At 63.1% G+C, this 15,305-nt stretch carries 17 protein-coding genes; 5 read left to right on the top strand and 12 right to left on the bottom strand.

The window, feature by feature from the left end:
• Window positions 1-95 precede the first annotated feature (95 nt).
• Window positions 96-503, top strand: a complete 408-nt coding sequence (locus tag IVB41_RS11795) for a nuclear transport factor 2 family protein (RefSeq protein WP_027519831.1) — start codon at window positions 96-98, stop codon at window positions 501-503.
• A 24-nt stretch (window positions 504-527) separates the two neighbouring features.
• On the opposite strand, the gene IVB41_RS11800 is transcribed toward IVB41_RS11795, so the two are convergent.
• Entirely contained in the window at window positions 528-1,289 is a 762-nt protein-coding gene (locus IVB41_RS11800) for an HAD family hydrolase (protein WP_247431213.1), read from the bottom strand.
• 145 nt (window positions 1,290-1,434) lie between these two features.
• On the opposite strand from IVB41_RS11800, the gene IVB41_RS11805 reads away from it, so the two are divergent.
• Together IVB41_RS11805 and IVB41_RS11810 are read left to right on the top strand one after the other, a co-directional pair.
• A complete protein-coding gene (locus tag IVB41_RS11805; protein WP_247431216.1) occupies window positions 1,435-2,286 on the top strand; it encodes an SDR family oxidoreductase in 852 nt (283 codons plus the stop codon).
• Between the two features lie 120 nt (window positions 2,287-2,406).
• Window positions 2,407-3,672: a serine hydrolase gene (locus IVB41_RS11810; protein WP_247431219.1), complete on the top strand. Its 1,266-nt coding sequence runs from the start codon at window positions 2,407-2,409 to the stop codon at window positions 3,670-3,672.
• A gap of 56 nt (window positions 3,673-3,728) precedes the next feature.
• Here IVB41_RS11810 and IVB41_RS11815 read toward each other — a convergent pair whose 3' ends face one another.
• On the bottom strand, window positions 3,729-4,616 hold the full coding sequence (locus IVB41_RS11815; protein WP_247431222.1) for a dienelactone hydrolase family protein: 888 nt from the start codon (window positions 4,614-4,616) through the stop codon (window positions 3,729-3,731).
• 112 nt (window positions 4,617-4,728) lie between these two features.
• The gene (locus IVB41_RS11820; RefSeq protein WP_247432829.1) at window positions 4,729-6,018 is read right to left on the bottom strand and encodes an MFS transporter; all 1,290 of its coding nucleotides are present in this window, start codon (window positions 6,016-6,018) and stop codon (window positions 4,729-4,731) included.
• Window positions 6,019-6,423: 405 nt separating this feature from the next.
• Between IVB41_RS11820 and IVB41_RS11825 the strand changes: the two genes are divergently transcribed.
• Complete coding sequence (locus IVB41_RS11825) at window positions 6,424-7,002, top strand: MarR family winged helix-turn-helix transcriptional regulator (RefSeq protein ID WP_027570502.1); 579 nt, start codon at window positions 6,424-6,426, stop codon at window positions 7,000-7,002.
• Window positions 7,003-7,015: 13 nt separating this feature from the next.
• Here IVB41_RS11825 and IVB41_RS11830 read toward each other — a convergent pair whose 3' ends face one another.
• Window positions 7,016-8,020 (bottom strand): hypothetical protein, encoded by a 1,005-nt coding sequence (locus tag IVB41_RS11830; protein ID WP_247431225.1) that lies wholly within the window; start codon window positions 8,018-8,020, stop codon window positions 7,016-7,018.
• Between the two features lie 815 nt (window positions 8,021-8,835).
• Here IVB41_RS11830 and IVB41_RS11835 point away from each other — a divergent pair.
• A complete protein-coding gene (locus tag IVB41_RS11835; RefSeq protein WP_007595845.1) occupies window positions 8,836-9,606 on the top strand; it encodes a response regulator transcription factor in 771 nt (256 codons plus the stop codon).
• Window positions 9,607-9,777: 171 nt separating this feature from the next.
• On the opposite strand, the gene IVB41_RS11840 is transcribed toward IVB41_RS11835, so the two are convergent.
• The 8 genes from IVB41_RS11840 to flgD form a co-directional block, all read right to left on the bottom strand.
• Window positions 9,778-10,236: a hypothetical protein gene (locus IVB41_RS11840; protein WP_247431228.1), complete on the bottom strand. Its 459-nt coding sequence runs from the start codon at window positions 10,234-10,236 to the stop codon at window positions 9,778-9,780.
• On the bottom strand, window positions 10,233-10,745 hold the full coding sequence (locus tag IVB41_RS11845; RefSeq protein WP_247431231.1) for a flagellar biosynthesis protein FlgN: 513 nt from the start codon (window positions 10,743-10,745) through the stop codon (window positions 10,233-10,235). The genes IVB41_RS11840 and IVB41_RS11845 overlap by 4 nt, the downstream gene beginning before the upstream one ends.
• 42 nt (window positions 10,746-10,787) lie before the next feature.
• The gene (locus IVB41_RS11850; RefSeq protein WP_247431234.1) at window positions 10,788-11,273 is read right to left on the bottom strand and encodes a rod-binding protein; all 486 of its coding nucleotides are present in this window, start codon (window positions 11,271-11,273) and stop codon (window positions 10,788-10,790) included.
• Window positions 11,270-11,689: a hypothetical protein gene (locus IVB41_RS11855; protein WP_247431237.1), complete on the bottom strand. Its 420-nt coding sequence runs from the start codon at window positions 11,687-11,689 to the stop codon at window positions 11,270-11,272. The genes IVB41_RS11850 and IVB41_RS11855 overlap by 4 nt, the downstream gene beginning before the upstream one ends.
• 6 nt (window positions 11,690-11,695) lie before the next feature.
• Window positions 11,696-12,448, bottom strand: a complete 753-nt coding sequence (gene fliR / locus IVB41_RS11860) for a flagellar biosynthesis protein FliR (RefSeq protein WP_027570497.1) — start codon at window positions 12,446-12,448, stop codon at window positions 11,696-11,698.
• A complete protein-coding gene (gene flhA / locus IVB41_RS11865; protein WP_247358374.1) occupies window positions 12,445-14,526 on the bottom strand; it encodes a flagellar biosynthesis protein FlhA in 2,082 nt (693 codons plus the stop codon). The genes fliR and flhA overlap by 4 nt, the downstream gene beginning before the upstream one ends.
• 94 nt (window positions 14,527-14,620) lie before the next feature.
• Window positions 14,621-14,887, bottom strand: coding sequence for a flagellar biosynthesis protein FliQ (gene fliQ / locus IVB41_RS11870; RefSeq protein WP_008130649.1), 267 nt, complete (start codon window positions 14,885-14,887; stop codon window positions 14,621-14,623).
• Window positions 14,884-15,300, bottom strand: a complete 417-nt coding sequence (gene flgD / locus IVB41_RS11875; RefSeq protein WP_247287763.1) for a flagellar hook assembly protein FlgD — start codon at window positions 15,298-15,300, stop codon at window positions 14,884-14,886. Before flgD ends, fliQ begins: the two co-directional genes overlap by 4 nt.
• Between the last annotated feature and the right edge of the window lie 5 nt (window positions 15,301-15,305).

Here is a 15,305-nt window from a genome sequence, read left to right on the forward strand (position 1 = left end):
AAACCGGCAGCAATGCTGCATTGCGGTCCAGAGCGAACGGAAAGTCGACGGAAGTCTTGCTTGATTTTTGCCTGTCATTGCCCCACCCGAGAGGCATGGCAAAGGACACCAAGGTGATCGCCGCGAACGCAGCGTTCTACGCCGCCTTCTCGACTGGCGATTTCGACGAAATGGAGCGGATGTGGGCGGACGATGACGCCATTTCCTGCATTCATCCCGGCTGGCCGGCCATCATCGGCCGGGCCACGGTGATCGGAAGCTGGCGCGACATCCTGCAGAGTCCGGAACGGCCGCAGATCGTCTGCGCGGAACCGCAGGCCATCGTCGATGGCGACAGCGCGCGCGTGCTCTGCATTGAGATCGTCGACGGCACGGCATTGGCTGCGGCCAACCATTTTCGGCGCGTCGGCGACGACTGGCGCCTGGTGCACCACCAGTCCAGCCCGATCGCGCAAATTGTCGAGCAAGCTGAGGACGATAGAGCGAGCCACCGCGTCCATTGAGGGCACTCGGCCCGCAGGCACATTCTACTGTGCATGGGGTTGTTTTTCAGTTTTTTTGTTTTGGCGCCTCACCCCGAGCCCAGACAGGTCATCCAGCACGACCCGCGCCTGGCTAAAATTGTCGTCCCGGAAGAACATGCTTCTGGTGATGAGCACGGGAATGTTCGCCCGCGCGGCTGCGATCAGCCCGTTGGCGGAATCCTCGATCGCGACGCAGTCGGGTGCGTTGAGCTTCAGCCGCAGCAGGATCTCGAAATAGACATCCGGCGCAGGCTTTTTGTGCGGCACATCATCCCCGGCGACGATCGCATCAAAATCCGCGGCCCAGCGCTTTCCCAAAGCCTGCGACAGCAGCGCATCGACGTTGCCGTGCGACGTGGTCGTCGCGATCGCGAGCCGCTGGCCGCGCGCCTTGGCAGCAGCGAGGAGATCCGTCACCCCGGGCCGCAAGGGGCAGCAGCCGGTTTCGACCAGTTCGGCATAATGCGCGGTCTTGATGCGGTGGAGTTCCGCGATGTCCACATCCGATAATGGCGCGGCCATCCTCAGCCTTTCATGGTGGGCGCGGATCCGTTCCTTGCCGCCCGTGACCCGCAGCAGATCCTTGTAGACGGCCCGGTCCCATTGCCAGTCGAGACCGTGGCGGGCGAAGGCATGGTTGAAGGCCTGCCGATGCAGCTCTTCGGTCTCAGCCAAGGTACCGTCGACGTCGAAGATCAGCGCGGCGGCGCGGCGGATCAGCTCGGCGGCGTCACATGGCCTTATGGCGGGCGCTTCTGCCTGCATGATCTATACGTCCCTCCCGACGAGCGACCATCGCCTGCACAGGCGGACGAGACAAATTGCAATATCTTTTGCCGGACCCAAAAATCTCTTATGAGCGGAGGCGCGCTGCGGCGCGAACGGGAACTCCGACCTGCAAGGAAGATGTATGCGGCTCTTTATCCTTGGCCTCGGCTACAGTGCGCAGCACTTCGTCCGCCTGTTCGGTGGCCGCTTCTCGCATATCGCCGGCACGGTGCGCGATCCCGCGCAGCGGGGCGCTCTCGCCGGCGTCGAGGTGCATGCTTTCTCCGGCAGCAGTTCGGCACGCGAGACGATCGAACGTATGAGAGACGCGGATGCCCTTCTCGTTTCGATCCCGCCCGACAGCGCCGGCGATCCGGCAATCGCGGCCTTCTCCGGCCTGCTGGCTGCGGGCGGCGAGCGCAAGATCGTCTATTTGTCCACGATCGGCGTGTATGGTGGTCACGCCGGCGGCTGGGTCGATGAGAGCACGCCGCCGAAGGCGGACCTCGACCGCACGCGCATGCGGGTCGCGGCGGAACAGGCGTGGACCGACACGACCGGTGGCGACGCCGCGATCCTGCGGCTTGCGGGTATCTATGGCCCCGGCCGTAACGCGCTGGTGACGCTGCGCGCTGGAACGGCCCGGCGCATCATCAAGCCGGGACAGGTGTTCAACCGCATCCACGTCGACGACATCGCGAGCGCGATCATGGCCGCGATTCATCACCCGAGCGGCGGCACGTGGAACGTCTGCGACGACGAGCCGGCGCCGCCGCAGGACGTGATCGCTTACGCGGCGAAGCTGATGAACGTTGCACCGCCGCCGGAAGAGCCGTTCGAGACCGCCGAGATGTCGGCGATGGCCCGCAGCTTCTATGCGAGCAGCGCCCGCGTCTCCAACGCGAAAATGAAGCGCGAGCTCGGCGTCACGCTTGCTTATCCGACCTACCGCCACGCCCTCGAGGCGTTGTGGCAAGCGGAGGAAGGAGGATAGGGCTCCGGCATTCCCGGCGTCCTAGACATGCCCTGCCCGCGCTTGACTTCGCGCCGGTGCGGTCGTGATCTAATCACCGAGCGGGCCAATGCATAACGAGCCCGAGCTTGGGAGGATTCCATGAAGAACATTGCCATGATCGCCGCAACCGCTGCCGCCATCACGTTCGGCGCAGCACGCGCCGCACCGCTGCCCGAAGCTAGTCCAGACGACGCCGGCTTCTCAAAACAAGGGCTTGCACGGCTCGACAATTTCTTCGCACGTGAGATCGCCGCCAAGCGGGTCCCCGGTGCGGTCGTCGCGATCGCCCGTGACGGCAAGCTCGTGCACTACAAGGCCTACGGTATGCTGGATCCGGACAAGGGCACGCCGATGCCTATCGACGCGATCTTCGCCCTGGCTTCGATGACCAAGCCGATGGCCGCAGTCGCGGGCCTGACATTGATGGAGCAGGGCAAGCTGCCGCTCCAGGCCAAGCTGTCCGACTATTATCCCGGCTTTGCCGACATGAAGGTCGGCGTTCAGCAGGCCGACGGTTCATTGAAGCTCGAACCGCAGGCATCACCGATCTTCATTCACGACCTGTACCGACACACGTCTGGCCTGATGTATGGCGGCCGCCCGGACAGCGCGAGCCCGGTGGCACGGCAATATCCGGAAGGCACCGCGCCAGCGATCGAAGGTGACACTCAGGCCTTCATCGATCGCATCACAAAGCTGCCGCTGGCGCATCAGCCCTCGACCGAGTTCGAATACGGTTTCTCGATCGACGTGCTCGGCGCCGTCGTCGAGAAGGTGAGCGAGCAGAAGCTCGGCGACTATCTCGCCGCCAACGTCTGGCAGCCGCTCGGCATGAAGGACGCGACCTTCCACCCGACCGACGCACAGCGCCCTCGCCTCGCCCGCCCGTTCGCCAACGATCCGCTTACCGGCAAGCCGCAAGCCATCAAGCTTTTGGACACGCCGACAAAATTCGACTGTGGCGGCGCCTGCTCGTTCGCGACCGTCGGCGACTACATCCGCTTCGGACAGATGCTGCTCAACGGCGGCGACCTCGACGGCCAGCGCATCCTCGGTCCCAGGACCGTGCATCACATGACGACCAATCATCTCGGCCCGGAGATCAAGAACAACGTGGCGAACATCGAGCCGCATCGCGCCGGCTTCGGCTTTGGCCTCGCAGTCGCGGTCCGCACCAGCGAGGGATTGTCGTCAGTCCCCGGCAATCCCGGCGAGTTCACCTGGAATGGCGCGTACGGAACGCAATTCTTCTGCGACCCCAAGGAGCGTCTCGTGGTCGTGGTGGGAACGGCGGCGCCGGGCGAGCTGCGGAAATATTATCGCGAACAGGTTCAGGACATCGTTTATGGCGCGATGGTGAAGTGAGATCGACGCCTTGAAATAGAAGGGCGGCCGCTCGGGCCGCCCTTCTAAAATCAGCGTCAGCTCAGGACGCCATACTTCTTGAACCAGGCCTGCGCCTGTTTCCAGGCATCTTCTGCGGCGTCCTTGCGGTAGCTGCCGCGGTAGTCGGCATGGAAGCCGTGCGGCGCTTCCGGATAGATCTTGAACTCGGCTGTCTTCTTGTTCTGCTCCAAGGCTGCCTTGAGCTGCTCGACCTGGGCGACGGGAATGCCGGTATCGGCGCCGCCATAGAGGCCGAGCACCGGTGCCTTCATCTCGGGCGCGAGCTGCATCGGGCTTTTCGGCCACAGCGGATTGGCTGGATCGACCGGCGGACCGTAGAAGGCGACGCCGGCCTTGAGGCTGCCGCTGTGAGCGGCATATTCCCAGACTGTGCGCCCGCCGCGGCAGAAGCCGATGATGCCGAGCTTACCGGTGTCGCCGCCTTGCGATCCCGCCCACGCCACCGTCGCATCGAGATCGGACAGCAGCTCGGCGTCCGGCTTGGCATTGACGATCGGCAGCAGGTCCTTGATCTCGGTGACCTTGGTCAAATCGACGCCCTTACGGAAATAGTAGTCGGGCGCGATCGCGAACGCGCCGAGCTTGCCAAGGCGCCGCGTCACGTCCTTGATGTATTCGTGCAGGCCGAAAATCTCCATCGCCACGATGATCACCGGCGCCTTGGTGTCGCCGGCGGGGCGGGCGAAATACGCAGGCATCTCCTCGGAACCGACCTTGATCTTGGCGTCCCCGGTCTGGAAGCCACTGGTGTCGGTCGTGATCGCCTCGGCGCGCACGGGCCCGGCCGCAAGCGTGTAGCCGGCGGCGACGGCCGCGGTGGCGCTCATGAATCCGCGGCGCGAGACCGGGGCGACCTTGGTCAGCCCGACGACGTCGGATGTCATGGTGGTTTCGATACTCATCGGTTAATCCTTCCTGATGCGCGGCCCTGATCCTTCAGGCGCGCATTCGCCAATAATTGCCGGTGAAACGCAAATCACCAGCCTGCGAGCGCGCCACTTTCGGGGCTTGTTTTCAGATCTTATTCTGACGCTGTTTCACCGGCGCAGTCTCGGGCATGAGGCTCATTGCGCCAAGTCCGACGATCGCCGCAAGCAGCAGGTACCAGGCCGGCGCCAGCGGATTGCCGGTGACGTGGAGGAGCCAGGTGACCACGAGCTGCGCCGTCCCGCCAAAGCTCGCGATCGCGACCGCATAGACGGTCGCGAACACGCCGCCGCGGATGTTCTGGGGCAGCGCCTCGGTGAAGGTCGCGTAGAACGCGGTGAACGGCAGCGAGCCGATGACGGACAGGACACCGAAACCAACCAGGAGCGACAACGCGCCGGGCGCATGGACGATCCACAGGAAGGTCGGGTAGGTCAGCAGCAGCGTTGCGAGCTGCGGCCAGATCATCACCGGCTTGCGACCGAGACGATCCGCCAGCCAGCCCCCGACCAGCGCGCCAACGAACTGGATGCCGTTGCTGACCAGCGACACGGTGAAAGCCAGGGTCGATGACACGTGCAGCGTATTCTGCGCATAGGTCGTCATATATTGGGTGACGTAGGTCGAGATCGTGCCGCTTGCCAGGATCATCAACGCAAGTCCGATGATGCCAAGGTGCCGTCTCGCCTGCGAAAGATGACTGGTGTGCTCGACGGTGCCGGCACCGGCTTCGGCCTGCGGGATCGTCTCGGGCAGCGTCCGGCGCATCCAGAAGCCGAACGGCAGGCACACCGCCCCGATGAGAAACGCCACCCGCCAGCCATAGGCGTCGAGCATCTCCGGCGCCATCGTCCTGCTCAGGATGACGCCGACGAGCGCGCCCGCGGTCGCGGCGATCTCCTGGCTCGCCGGCTGCCAGGCCACCACCAGCGCGCGATGCTCGGGCGGAGCGATCTCGATCAGATAGGCGGTGGTCGGTCCAACCTCCCCGCCCAGAGCAAAGCCTTGCGCCATACGCGCCGCGATCACGATGACGGGCGCTGCAAGGCCGATCGTTTGATAGGACGGCGTGAGCGCGATAGTCAGGATCGATAGCCCCATGAGCGCAAAGCTCAGCAGCATGGCAGGCCGCCGGCCGATCCGGTCGGAATAGATCCCAAGCACGATTCCGCCGATCGGCCGCGTCACGAAGCCGGCGCCGAAAGTCGCCAGCGACAGCATCAGGCTGCCGTACTCGCTTCCCGTCGGGAAGAAGGTATGGCCGATCTGGATGGCGAAGAAGCTGTAGGTGATGAAGTCGTAGAATTCGAGCATGTTGCCGACGGTGGCGGCCAATGCTGCGCGCTTGACGCTGAACGGCTTCACTTGCTCGATCACGGACGACACTCTGGCATTCCCGGGCTCGATCCTATTTCGATTTAACCGCTTGGCCGCATTGCAACGCAACATCCATTAACCGCAAACGGTGGTTCGCTCGCGCCCCTTTCTGCCGGCCTGCTCGCGCGATTCGAAGCGCATCACGCAATAAATGGGCTTTGCGGTGGTCGCAACGACACATCATGTTGCACGCACATCCCACGCTATCGGAATTTGCGCGTACTCCGGGGTCATTTGACTGAAATTTTCAGAAGAGTTGAGCCGGGCGATTTACTCGAACTTTCTTCGCGACGCTCTAGTTCCACGACCGGAAGGTTCCACCTCTTTGGGGATCCTCCTTATCCGCCGCCCGGATTGCGCTACCAAAAGCTCAATTGAATTAAGATTTACCGACCTGGAATTGAAATGAACTTGGCTCGCGAATCGATTGAACTGCTGGAACAGGTCGCCCGGATCCTGTGGTTCGAAGGCACCAAGCACGGCTTGCGTGACCGCGAGTGGATGGCGCTGCGTTTCCTTTCCCGCGCCAACCGGTTTTCCAGGACGCCGTCGGCGCTCGCGAGTTACGTCGGCACCACGCGTGGTACCGCCTCGTTCATCATCGGCGAGCTGGAGCGGCTCGGATATCTCGAGCGAAAGCGCTCGGCCCAGGACAAGCGGTCGGTGATGCTGAGCGTGACACAACAGGGCAAGAAGTTCCTGGTGCGCGACCCCGTCAACGTCCTCGTCGAGGCCATCGCCGTGCTCGAGGGCGAGGCGAAGGTCAGCTTCCGCGACGCGCTCCGCCACGTGCTGGATCAGTCGGACGCGGCCGAACAGCGGCACCATACCGACGTCTGCAAGCGATGCATCTTCCTCCGCGAAGATCGCACCACCACGGACAGCAGGACGACGGCCGAGTTCAGCTGCCGCCTGTTTCGGGCGCCGATCGCGGAGGCGGAGGTCGATCTGCTATGCACTAGCTTCGAGCATCACCGCAAATAGAAGTGGCCCTCGATCAGGGCGTGGCCTTGCGTGACGAATAGATGACGCCCCCGCTGGACTCGACCACCAGACGTCCGTTCTCGTTTTTGATCTCCTCGATACGGCCAAGGCCGGGCACCTGCTGTCCCAACACCGCCTCGACGACGCCGTTCGGGCCTTGCAGGATCGCAATCCCCTCATAGGCCTGGCGGACCGACCAGCCCTTGACCGTCTTGCGCGGCGCCGAGATGCGCTCGGACGGTGCTACCGATCCCGTGATCTCGGGCGTAGCGGCCGAGGCCATCATTGGCATTGGCTGTGTGGCGACGGGCGCCGGAGCCTGGGCCTGCACCTGGGCAAGCTTGTCGAGCTTCACCGTAGAGGACGAACTCACCCGTTCGATGCGATCCAGATTTTCGCCAAACCGGCCAAAACGGTCATTGGTCGCCTTGCTCGATTGATCGACCGCGGTGCGCAGGCCGTCGAGATTGTCGGACACGCCCGACACCTGCCTGCGCAGTTGCGCCACCGTCTCGCGCAGGTTCCTGATCTCAGTATTGGCCGCGACGTTGCTCTGGGCGGGCTGCGTGGTGAGATAGGCGATCACGCCGGTGCAGGCACAGACGACCAGGATCGCAGCAACCGCCAATGTCGCGAGCGGCACGACCCATGTCGGGCGCGGCGGCGGCGGTTTGGCCACGATCACGGCCGGCTTGATCACGATGGGCGTAGGCTTGGAGATTGCCATCTTGTCGAGGCGCGCCTTGGCGCGAATACGCTTCAGACCCTCGAGCGCCTCTTTCGCCAGAGTTTCATCGTTCGCTGCTGCCGACGCGGGCTTGGTGCTCGCAGCGGGCTTGGTATTCGCGGCAGGCTTGGTATTTGCAGTGGGCTTGGTATTTGCAAAAGACTGGGTATTTGCAAAAGGCTTGGCCGTCGGCGCCACATTGTCTCTGGCATCGCGCGTCTCCGCAGCCGGTTTCGCCGCTGCGGAAACATCGGCGGTCGCGTTGGGACGAGCTTGTCCATCGGACAACATGCGAGAATGCTCCGTTCGGTTCGATCTGTCGAACGGTGACATTAGTTGCCGAAGCTTGCCTGAAACGTACGCATCGAAAACTTTTCATCACGCGCGATGCGACGTCACATGAGTCAAACGCGTCACGCACGTGGCGAGAGTGCGACTCGAAAGACACACCCTCGCCAAGATTTCGCCAAGCTGGAGTCGCCTCGCCATACATGAGTCGAATTGTCGCATGTGGGCAGACGATGACGAGAGTCAATCCCGGGTTGAAAACCCACCGATGTGCGTTAAGCGCAGCACCACCCAAAATGTCTGTAATCATACGGGGATGCGGAACTTTAGAACCGCCAGGGTGCAAAACTAGTTCGAATTCCAAATCAACTGATGCGATTGAATATACAAAGAAACAACTCGAACCAAACCAACAGCATCAAGCACGTGTAGCAAACGCTTAGTTGCGCACGCTTGATCGGAAATCGGCAATTGTTACGGTCCTACTCAAGTGATTCTCGCCAGTTGGCGAGGGGATTGACACAGTACAGTAGCGTTCGGATGCAATGAGCAACTTGGCGCAACTGTTCTAGGTCGCTTTCTCAATCCGCTCCGCGAGGTGATCCGCAAGACACCCGCCGAGCCTCACGCAGTAAGCGTTCAGTATCGAGTCGAAGTAGCAGGCCTGCGAGACGCAGGCACTGAATGCGTAGGGCTGCCCGCGAATATCGAAACCATAATAACGGTTCGCGGGATGGAATATCGTCAAACAGCACAGTTGCCGAGCCGGGCATCACAACAAACAACCGGCCGAAACAAGTGCGAAACAGGGGCGACTGATGTATATTATCGTTGATGATCGCGAGAGCGTCACGAACAGCTATGTCGGAGGGCTCGTTCGCGAAGGTGTATCGTCGATCGGCTTCTCCTCCGGAGAATTCTGGGACTGGCTGCAATCTGCGAGTGAATCGGATCTGGCCGCGGTGGACGCCTTCCTCCTCGGGGATTGCGACACCCGCGGAAGCCTGCCGCGGGCGATGCGCAAGCGCTCCTCGGCCCCTATCATCGCCATGAGCGGCCAGAAGATGCTCAAGAACACGCTGGAGCTCTTCGAGTCGGGCGTCGATGACGTCGTCCACGTGCCGATTCACCTCCGCGAGATCCTCGCCCGAACGGCCGCGATTGCGCGTCGCCGGGTCGGGGAACTGCCGAGGCCCTGCGAGACCAGGATCCAGGTCTTCTTCAACGGACGTGACCCCGAGATCGCTGGCCACGCCCTCACCCTGCCCCGCCGCGAACTGCGCATTCTCGAATATATGGTCAGCAACCACGGTAAGTGGGTCACCAAGACGCAGATCTTCAACGCGGTCTACGGCATCTTCGAAGCGACATTCGACGAGAGCGTGATCGAGAGCCACGTCAGCAAACTGCGCAAGAAGCTCCGCGACCGGCTCGGCTTCGATGCGATCGTGGCCCGGCGTTACGTCGGATACCGCCTCGACATCCCGGCCGGCGAGACCATCGACGTGCCGATGCAGGAGCTCGACGAAGTCGGCATCCTGCTGAACAGGGCGCATACCGCCCCAGTGGCGTATCCGGCCGGAAACTGATCGGCAGGGCGCTGCCACGAAACCGACAACGGCCTCTGCGAACCACCTTCGCAGAGGCCGTTGTAGTTTCTGACGTCAACGGCGAATAGAGCGCGGCAGTACCGGCGCTGCGGCTCGCCTGTAAGTATATTCTAGAGGCTCGCTTCTGATTCAATCAGAACCGTTAATGTCCTAGGGCTTCTGCTGGAATTCTTCCTTCGGCACGTAATTGAAGTCCTCGACAAGGACGTCCTGGACGACTTCGGCCTGCATTCGCTCGTTGACACGCTGCTTGATGGCCGTCGTGAGGATGGAGAGGTCGTAACGGGCGAGTTTTCTGAAATCGAGGCGGTCGTCGGCATAGATCCTGCGGAAGGCTTCATCGACGACGAACGGCTCGGGCGGAACGTTGAGCTGGTGCATGGTCCGCGCCTCTACGGTATAGACGAAGCGCGCGACGATGTAGCCCTGCACGTTGCCACTCTCGACCATCGGCACGCTCAGCGCCCGCGTCTTCTGGTACTGCAGCCCGTCAAGATATTCGTCCTTTGCCGGCAGCAGGCTGCCATTTTCCTTCCAATAGGCCACGGCATAGCTCGTTCCCGCGGTGAGGATGCATACCCAGAGCCCGGCCAGCACGAGTCTGATCATTTTCCGTCCTGTGCTGCGCGACCGGTATAGGTGCCGTCCGATTCGGCGTCCTTGATGGCCTTGACGATGATGGTCGCAACCTCACGCACCGCATCGTAATGCATTTCGAGGATGGAACGGTTTCGCTCGAGCTTCTCGCGCAGCCGCTGGACCTCCTCGGTGATCTCGAGCTCGCCGCCGAGGTGCATTCGTGCCCGCATCAGGCGGACGAATTCCAGCATGCTCCGGCTCTTCCGAGCGCTGAACTCGTCGAAGTCGATCTTCTTGCCCGTCGCGAGCGCAGCCGTCTCCTCTTCGACGATGCCTTCGAGCCGGCGGATCGCAGCCAACAGGCCGCGCACCTCGTCCGATCTCGCCGCCTCCGCACCGTCGTTCGCCACCTCGCCACCGACATTCGGCAGCAGCACGGGCAACAGGGCATCCCCCGACATGGCCGCCGTCGTCATCGCCTCGGTGTCCACGGCCGGCTGCTCCATCACCATGGCCGCCGCGCCTTCTTGTGCCTGCATAGGAAATTCACCCTTCAACTTCTGTCACCCATTCCCGAATCATCATCCGGCCTTGCCCGTAGCGTCCGGTCCCGCCGGATGCGCGGCAGCAAGCTGCTTGGCAATGCCAATGCCCTTGCCCTTTGCCAACTGCGCACCAAGTTGCTCCGCCAGCATCGACTTCCAGACGCCGCCCGCCGTGCCCTTCCCGAAGACCTCCTCGGACTCCTTCGGCAGCATCGTCTCGACGAAGGTCTGGAGGATGAAGGCCTCGAACTTGCGGTACACCTCGCCGGATGCCGGCGCCTTGATCACCTGCACCGGCGCCCCGTTCACCGCGCCCGACTGCGGTTCCGAAACCTTCGTCGCGGATTGATCGGCAGCAGCCGTCTTGGCCTTCGCCTTGCCGACCTCCGCGTCCATCGTGGCGGCGAAATCCGCGTCCGATGATTTCAACGCGTCGAGCTTCGCGGTGGCCGCGCGCTGCGTCACGGGATCGGCAGCATCGAGGACGTCGAGAACGAGGTCGGGTATCGCTGTCACGATCATGTCTTGGTCCGATTGGCTTGCCGTGGCGTCCACTCGCGCACGGTGAGGCTTGTTCCCGTCATTTCCTCGAGCGATCGCTTCTCGGCGTCGCGAAGCTTGTCCGCGAGCGCCGCCTTCGCGACCTGCTCGAACTGCTTCACACGGCGGCTCTCCGCGCGAACCTGGTCGAGCTGCTGCGAGGCCTGCGCCTGAACCACGCGCGCGCCGACGCTGGTTCTGGTCAGACGCCGCGCGACCGATTCGCTCGATGATCCCGCTGGCGGCTTGCCCTCGTTGAGAGTTCCGACCAGCCATTCCTGTTCATCCTGCAAGCTGCGCTCCTGCTGCCGCAGATGCGCGAGCTGCCACTCTGACAGCCGGAGCTGGAGCTTCACGAGCGAGACCATCCGGCCGAGCTTGTCCGCGCGCGACGTCATGGCCGATCACTCCGCCAGCCACGAGGAGACGCCAAGCATGAATTGCGTCAAGAGCTCGTCGCTGGTGAGGTAGAGCAGCAGGAAGCCACCGAACAGCACGAACGGTACCGAGATGAAATAGACCGGAATCGCCGGCGTCAGCTTGTTGATCAGGCCGACCGCCAGGTTGACGACGACCGAATAGACGATGAAAGGGCTGGCGATCCGCAGCGTCAGCACGAATGCCTCCGACAGCCTTCCGACGAGCTGGTCGAGCGGCATGCTGCCGCCGAGCCGGTCGCCGGGATGCCAGACGTCGTAGGAGTTCATCAGGCCGCGCAGGACCTGCCAGTGCTGGTCGGTCATGAAGAACAGCGTGGTGACGGACGTCATGATCAGCGGCACCAGGGCCGGCGCCGGATCGGTGTCGCCGACCGGCGTCCCCGGGATGTTGCTCAACCCGATTGCGCTGGCCATCACGGTGGCCATGGTCTGGAGTGCGAGAAAGAACACGCGACCGCCGAGCCCGATGACGCTGCCGACCACGAGCTCGGAACAGATCAGCAGCACGAGGGTCAGCGGCGCCGCGTTGTCCGTAAGTGGTTTCAGGACGGCGATCAGGATCGGCGTCAGCGCAAACGTCGTGACGAGCGCGACGAACAAGCGGACTTGGGCCGGAACGTTGACGCTGGAATAGCCGGGCACCAGCATCAGGCAGGCACCGATGCGGCAGAACACGATGAACGTCACCAGCACGCTATCGGTGAGGCCGCTGATCACGATATGGCTCCGAGGGCCCTGATCTCGGTGCTGCGCGCGACCTCGACATGCGACAGGATCGGCAGGGTCGGAAAGACCCGCTCCAGGATCATCCGGACATAGGGACGCGCTTCCGGGGTCACCGCCAGCACCACGCTGGTGCCGTTCTCGGTGAACTTGCGGATCGCGGCGCTGGCTTCGGTCGCAAACTGCTCGATCAGGCGCGGATCGGCGTCGAATTCGACGACGTCGCCCTTGGCGTCGCGCTTCAGGCTCTGGTGGAACGCGAGATCCCAACGGTTGCCGAGACGGACCACGTTGAGCACGCCGTTGTCGGTGAGATCGCCGCAAATCTGCTGGGCAAGACGTGTACGCACATGCTCTGCCACCTGCTCGGAGCGCCGCACATGGGGCGCGATCTCGGCGATGGCTTCGAGGATCAGATGAAGGTTGCGGATCGACACGCGCTCGGCCAGCAGGATCTTCAGGATCGCCAGCAGCCCCGAATACGATATCTGCGACGGGCAGAGATCCTCGACCAGGCGCTTGTATTCGGGATCGAGCCGGTCGAGCAGGCCGCGCATGTCCTTGTAGGACAGGAGCTGGGCGAGGTTGGCCCTGATCACTTCGCTCAGATGCGTGAGCAGCACCGAGAGATTGTCGACCGGCTTGCAGCCCTGGCGCTTGACCTCGTCGGTGAACGCGTCCGTCACCCACAGCGCCTTCATGCCGAAGGCCGGCTCGATCACCTCTTCGCCGGGAACGTCGGGCTTGCCATCCTTGTCGACGAGCACCAGCACTTCGCCGAGCCTGAGCTCGCCCTGGGCGACGCGGGTGTCGTGGATTCGGATCTGGTATCCCTTGGGATCGATCGACAAATTGTCGGTGAGCTTGATCTCGGGAACCACGAAGCCGTACTGCTTGGCGAACTTCTTGCGGATCTTGGCCACGCGGTGCGCCAGCTCGTTGCGCGAGCCCAGCAGATGGACCGAGAGGTGGCCCCCGAGCGCCAGCTCGATCTCCGCGGTCTTGAGCGATTCCTTGACGGACTCCTTGGCATCGACCTGGGCGCGTTCGTCGGCCTTGCGAGCATCTTCCTTCTGCTTCAGGGCTGCCTGCCGCCTCGGCAGCGAGTATCCGACGAAAGCCATGACGCCGCCGAGCAGCAGGAAGGGCGCCGTCGGCAGCCCCGGCATCAAGGCGAGCACGAACATCATCAGCGCGGCGGCCGACACCGCGCGCGGATAGCCGCCGAGCTGGCGCAACACCGCCTGCTCGGCCGAACCTCTGGTGCCGCCCTTCGAGACGAGCAGGCCCGCCGACAGCGACACGATCAGCGCGGGCATCTGCGTTACCAGACCGTCGCCCACGGAGAGCTTGGTGTAGACGTCGGCGGCGCGTGCCAGCGTCAATCCGTGATGCGTCACGCCGATGATGATACCGCCGAAAATGTTGATCGCGGTGATGATCAGGCCGGCGACGGCATCGCCGCGGACGAATTTCGAGGCGCCGTCCATGGCGCCGAAGAACGCGCTCTCCTCTTCCAGCTCGCGCCGCCGGCGCTGGGCCTCCTTGTCGTCGATCAGGCCCGCGGACAGATCCGCGTCGATCGCCATCTGCTTGCCGGGGATGGCATCCAGAGTGAAACGGGCGCCGACTTCGGCGATACGCGTTGCGCCCTTCGTGATCACGACGAAGTTCACCGTGACCAGAATCGCGAAGATGATCAGGCCGATGACGAAGTCACCACCCATGACGAACTTCGAGAAACCGGCAACGACATGGCCCGCGGCGTTTTCGCCCTCCCCGCCGCGCGACAGGATGAGACGGGTCGTTGCGACGTTGAGCGCAAGCCGCAGGATCGTCGCGATCAGGAGCACGGTCGGGAAGGCCGAGAAATCGAGCGGCCGCTGGATCCACAGCGCGACCATCAGGATCAGCGCCGACAGCGCGATCGAGAATGCGAGGCCGAGATCGATCAGGATCGGCGGTATGGGCAGGAACAGGATCGTGAGCATGGCCACGATGCCGCCTGCGAAAAAGGCGTCGGCGCCCAATCGTCGCGGGGTCGGCAGGCTAGCGGCTAACGTATCCGTCATGGGTCACCGGCGGAGGATCCGGCCCGTAATCTGCCGTGCAAAGCTTACGCGGGGGTGGTGGCAGGGGTGGCAGAGGCGGCCGGGACCGCCCGGATCAGAAGCCGCGCTCGATGTGCGAATAGACCATCTCGGTGAAGGTGGAGAGATGGGCTCCGATGAAGGAGCCGGAGATGGCAACGACCACGAGAATGACGATGATCTTCGGAACGAAGGTCAGCGTCACCTCCTGGATCTGGGTCAGCGCCTGGATCAGCGCGATGATGGTGCCGACCAACATCGCGGCACCGACGGCAGGCCCGGAGGCGACGATGATGGTCCAGATCGCCGCCTGGACGATGTCGAGGGCATCCCGTTCGTTCATGACTGGCTGATCGTGAGACCGGGGCCGATCGCGACTTTCGTACCGTTCTCGAGTGTCGCGATGGAGCCGTCGCTGTTGATGGAGACCGAAGCGACCTTGCCGCTGAAGCTTGCTCCGGTCGAGTCCGTGAAGCTGACGGTCTTTCCGATCAGTCCATTGGCCTGCGACAGCGACTGCGAAGACAGTAGAGCGTCGAGCTTGTTATTGGTCTGCATCGCCTGCTCGACCGACGAGAGCTGCGCAAACTGGCTCATGTACTGCGAGGTATCCATCGGATTGGTCGGATCCTGATTCTTCATCTCCGCGACGAGGAGCTGAAGAAACGTGTTGTAGTCGACGCCGGTGCTCGACGTCGTCGAGCTGGTCGAACTGGACGACTTGCTGGTGCTATCGGTCGCGCTGGTGACGTTCATGTCGC

It is taken from the genome of Bradyrhizobium sp. 44 (assembly GCF_023073095.1).
In the GTDB taxonomy this organism is placed as follows: Bacteria; Pseudomonadota; Alphaproteobacteria; order Rhizobiales; family Xanthobacteraceae; genus Bradyrhizobium.

Bases quoted from the DNA above. Each gene is read 5' to 3' on its own strand.
- IVB41_RS11810 (WP_247431219.1), top strand. From the start codon at position 2,407: ATGAAGAACATTGCCATGATCGCCGCAACCGCTGCCGCCATCACGTTC.
- IVB41_RS11795 (WP_027519831.1), top strand. From the start codon at position 96: ATGGCAAAGGACACCAAGGTGATCGCCGCGAACGCAGCGTTCTACGCC.
- flgD (WP_247287763.1), bottom strand. From the start codon at position 15,300: ATGAACGTCACCAGCGCGACCGATAGCACCAGCAAGTCGTCCAGTTCG.
- IVB41_RS11850 (WP_247431234.1), bottom strand. From the start codon at position 11,273: ATGATCGTGACAGCGATACCCGACCTCGTTCTCGACGTCCTCGATGCT.
- fliQ (WP_008130649.1), bottom strand. From the start codon at position 14,887: ATGAACGAACGGGATGCCCTCGACATCGTCCAGGCGGCGATCTGGACC.
- IVB41_RS11815 (WP_247431222.1), bottom strand. From the start codon at position 4,616: ATGAGTATCGAAACCACCATGACATCCGACGTCGTCGGGCTGACCAAG.
- IVB41_RS11830 (WP_247431225.1), bottom strand. From the start codon at position 8,020: ATGTTGTCCGATGGACAAGCTCGTCCCAACGCGACCGCCGATGTTTCC.
- IVB41_RS11840 (WP_247431228.1), bottom strand. From the start codon at position 10,236: ATGATCAGACTCGTGCTGGCCGGGCTCTGGGTATGCATCCTCACCGCG.
- IVB41_RS11805 (WP_247431216.1), top strand. From the start codon at position 1,435: ATGCGGCTCTTTATCCTTGGCCTCGGCTACAGTGCGCAGCACTTCGTC.
- IVB41_RS11835 (WP_007595845.1), top strand. From the start codon at position 8,836: ATGTATATTATCGTTGATGATCGCGAGAGCGTCACGAACAGCTATGTC.
- IVB41_RS11845 (WP_247431231.1), bottom strand. From the start codon at position 10,745: ATGCAGGCACAAGAAGGCGCGGCGGCCATGGTGATGGAGCAGCCGGCC.
- IVB41_RS11855 (WP_247431237.1), bottom strand. From the start codon at position 11,689: ATGACGTCGCGCGCGGACAAGCTCGGCCGGATGGTCTCGCTCGTGAAG.
- IVB41_RS11825 (WP_027570502.1), top strand. From the start codon at position 6,424: ATGAACTTGGCTCGCGAATCGATTGAACTGCTGGAACAGGTCGCCCGG.
- flhA (WP_247358374.1), bottom strand. From the start codon at position 14,526: ATGACGGATACGTTAGCCGCTAGCCTGCCGACCCCGCGACGATTGGGC.
- IVB41_RS11800 (WP_247431213.1), bottom strand. From the start codon at position 1,289: ATGCAGGCAGAAGCGCCCGCCATAAGGCCATGTGACGCCGCCGAGCTG.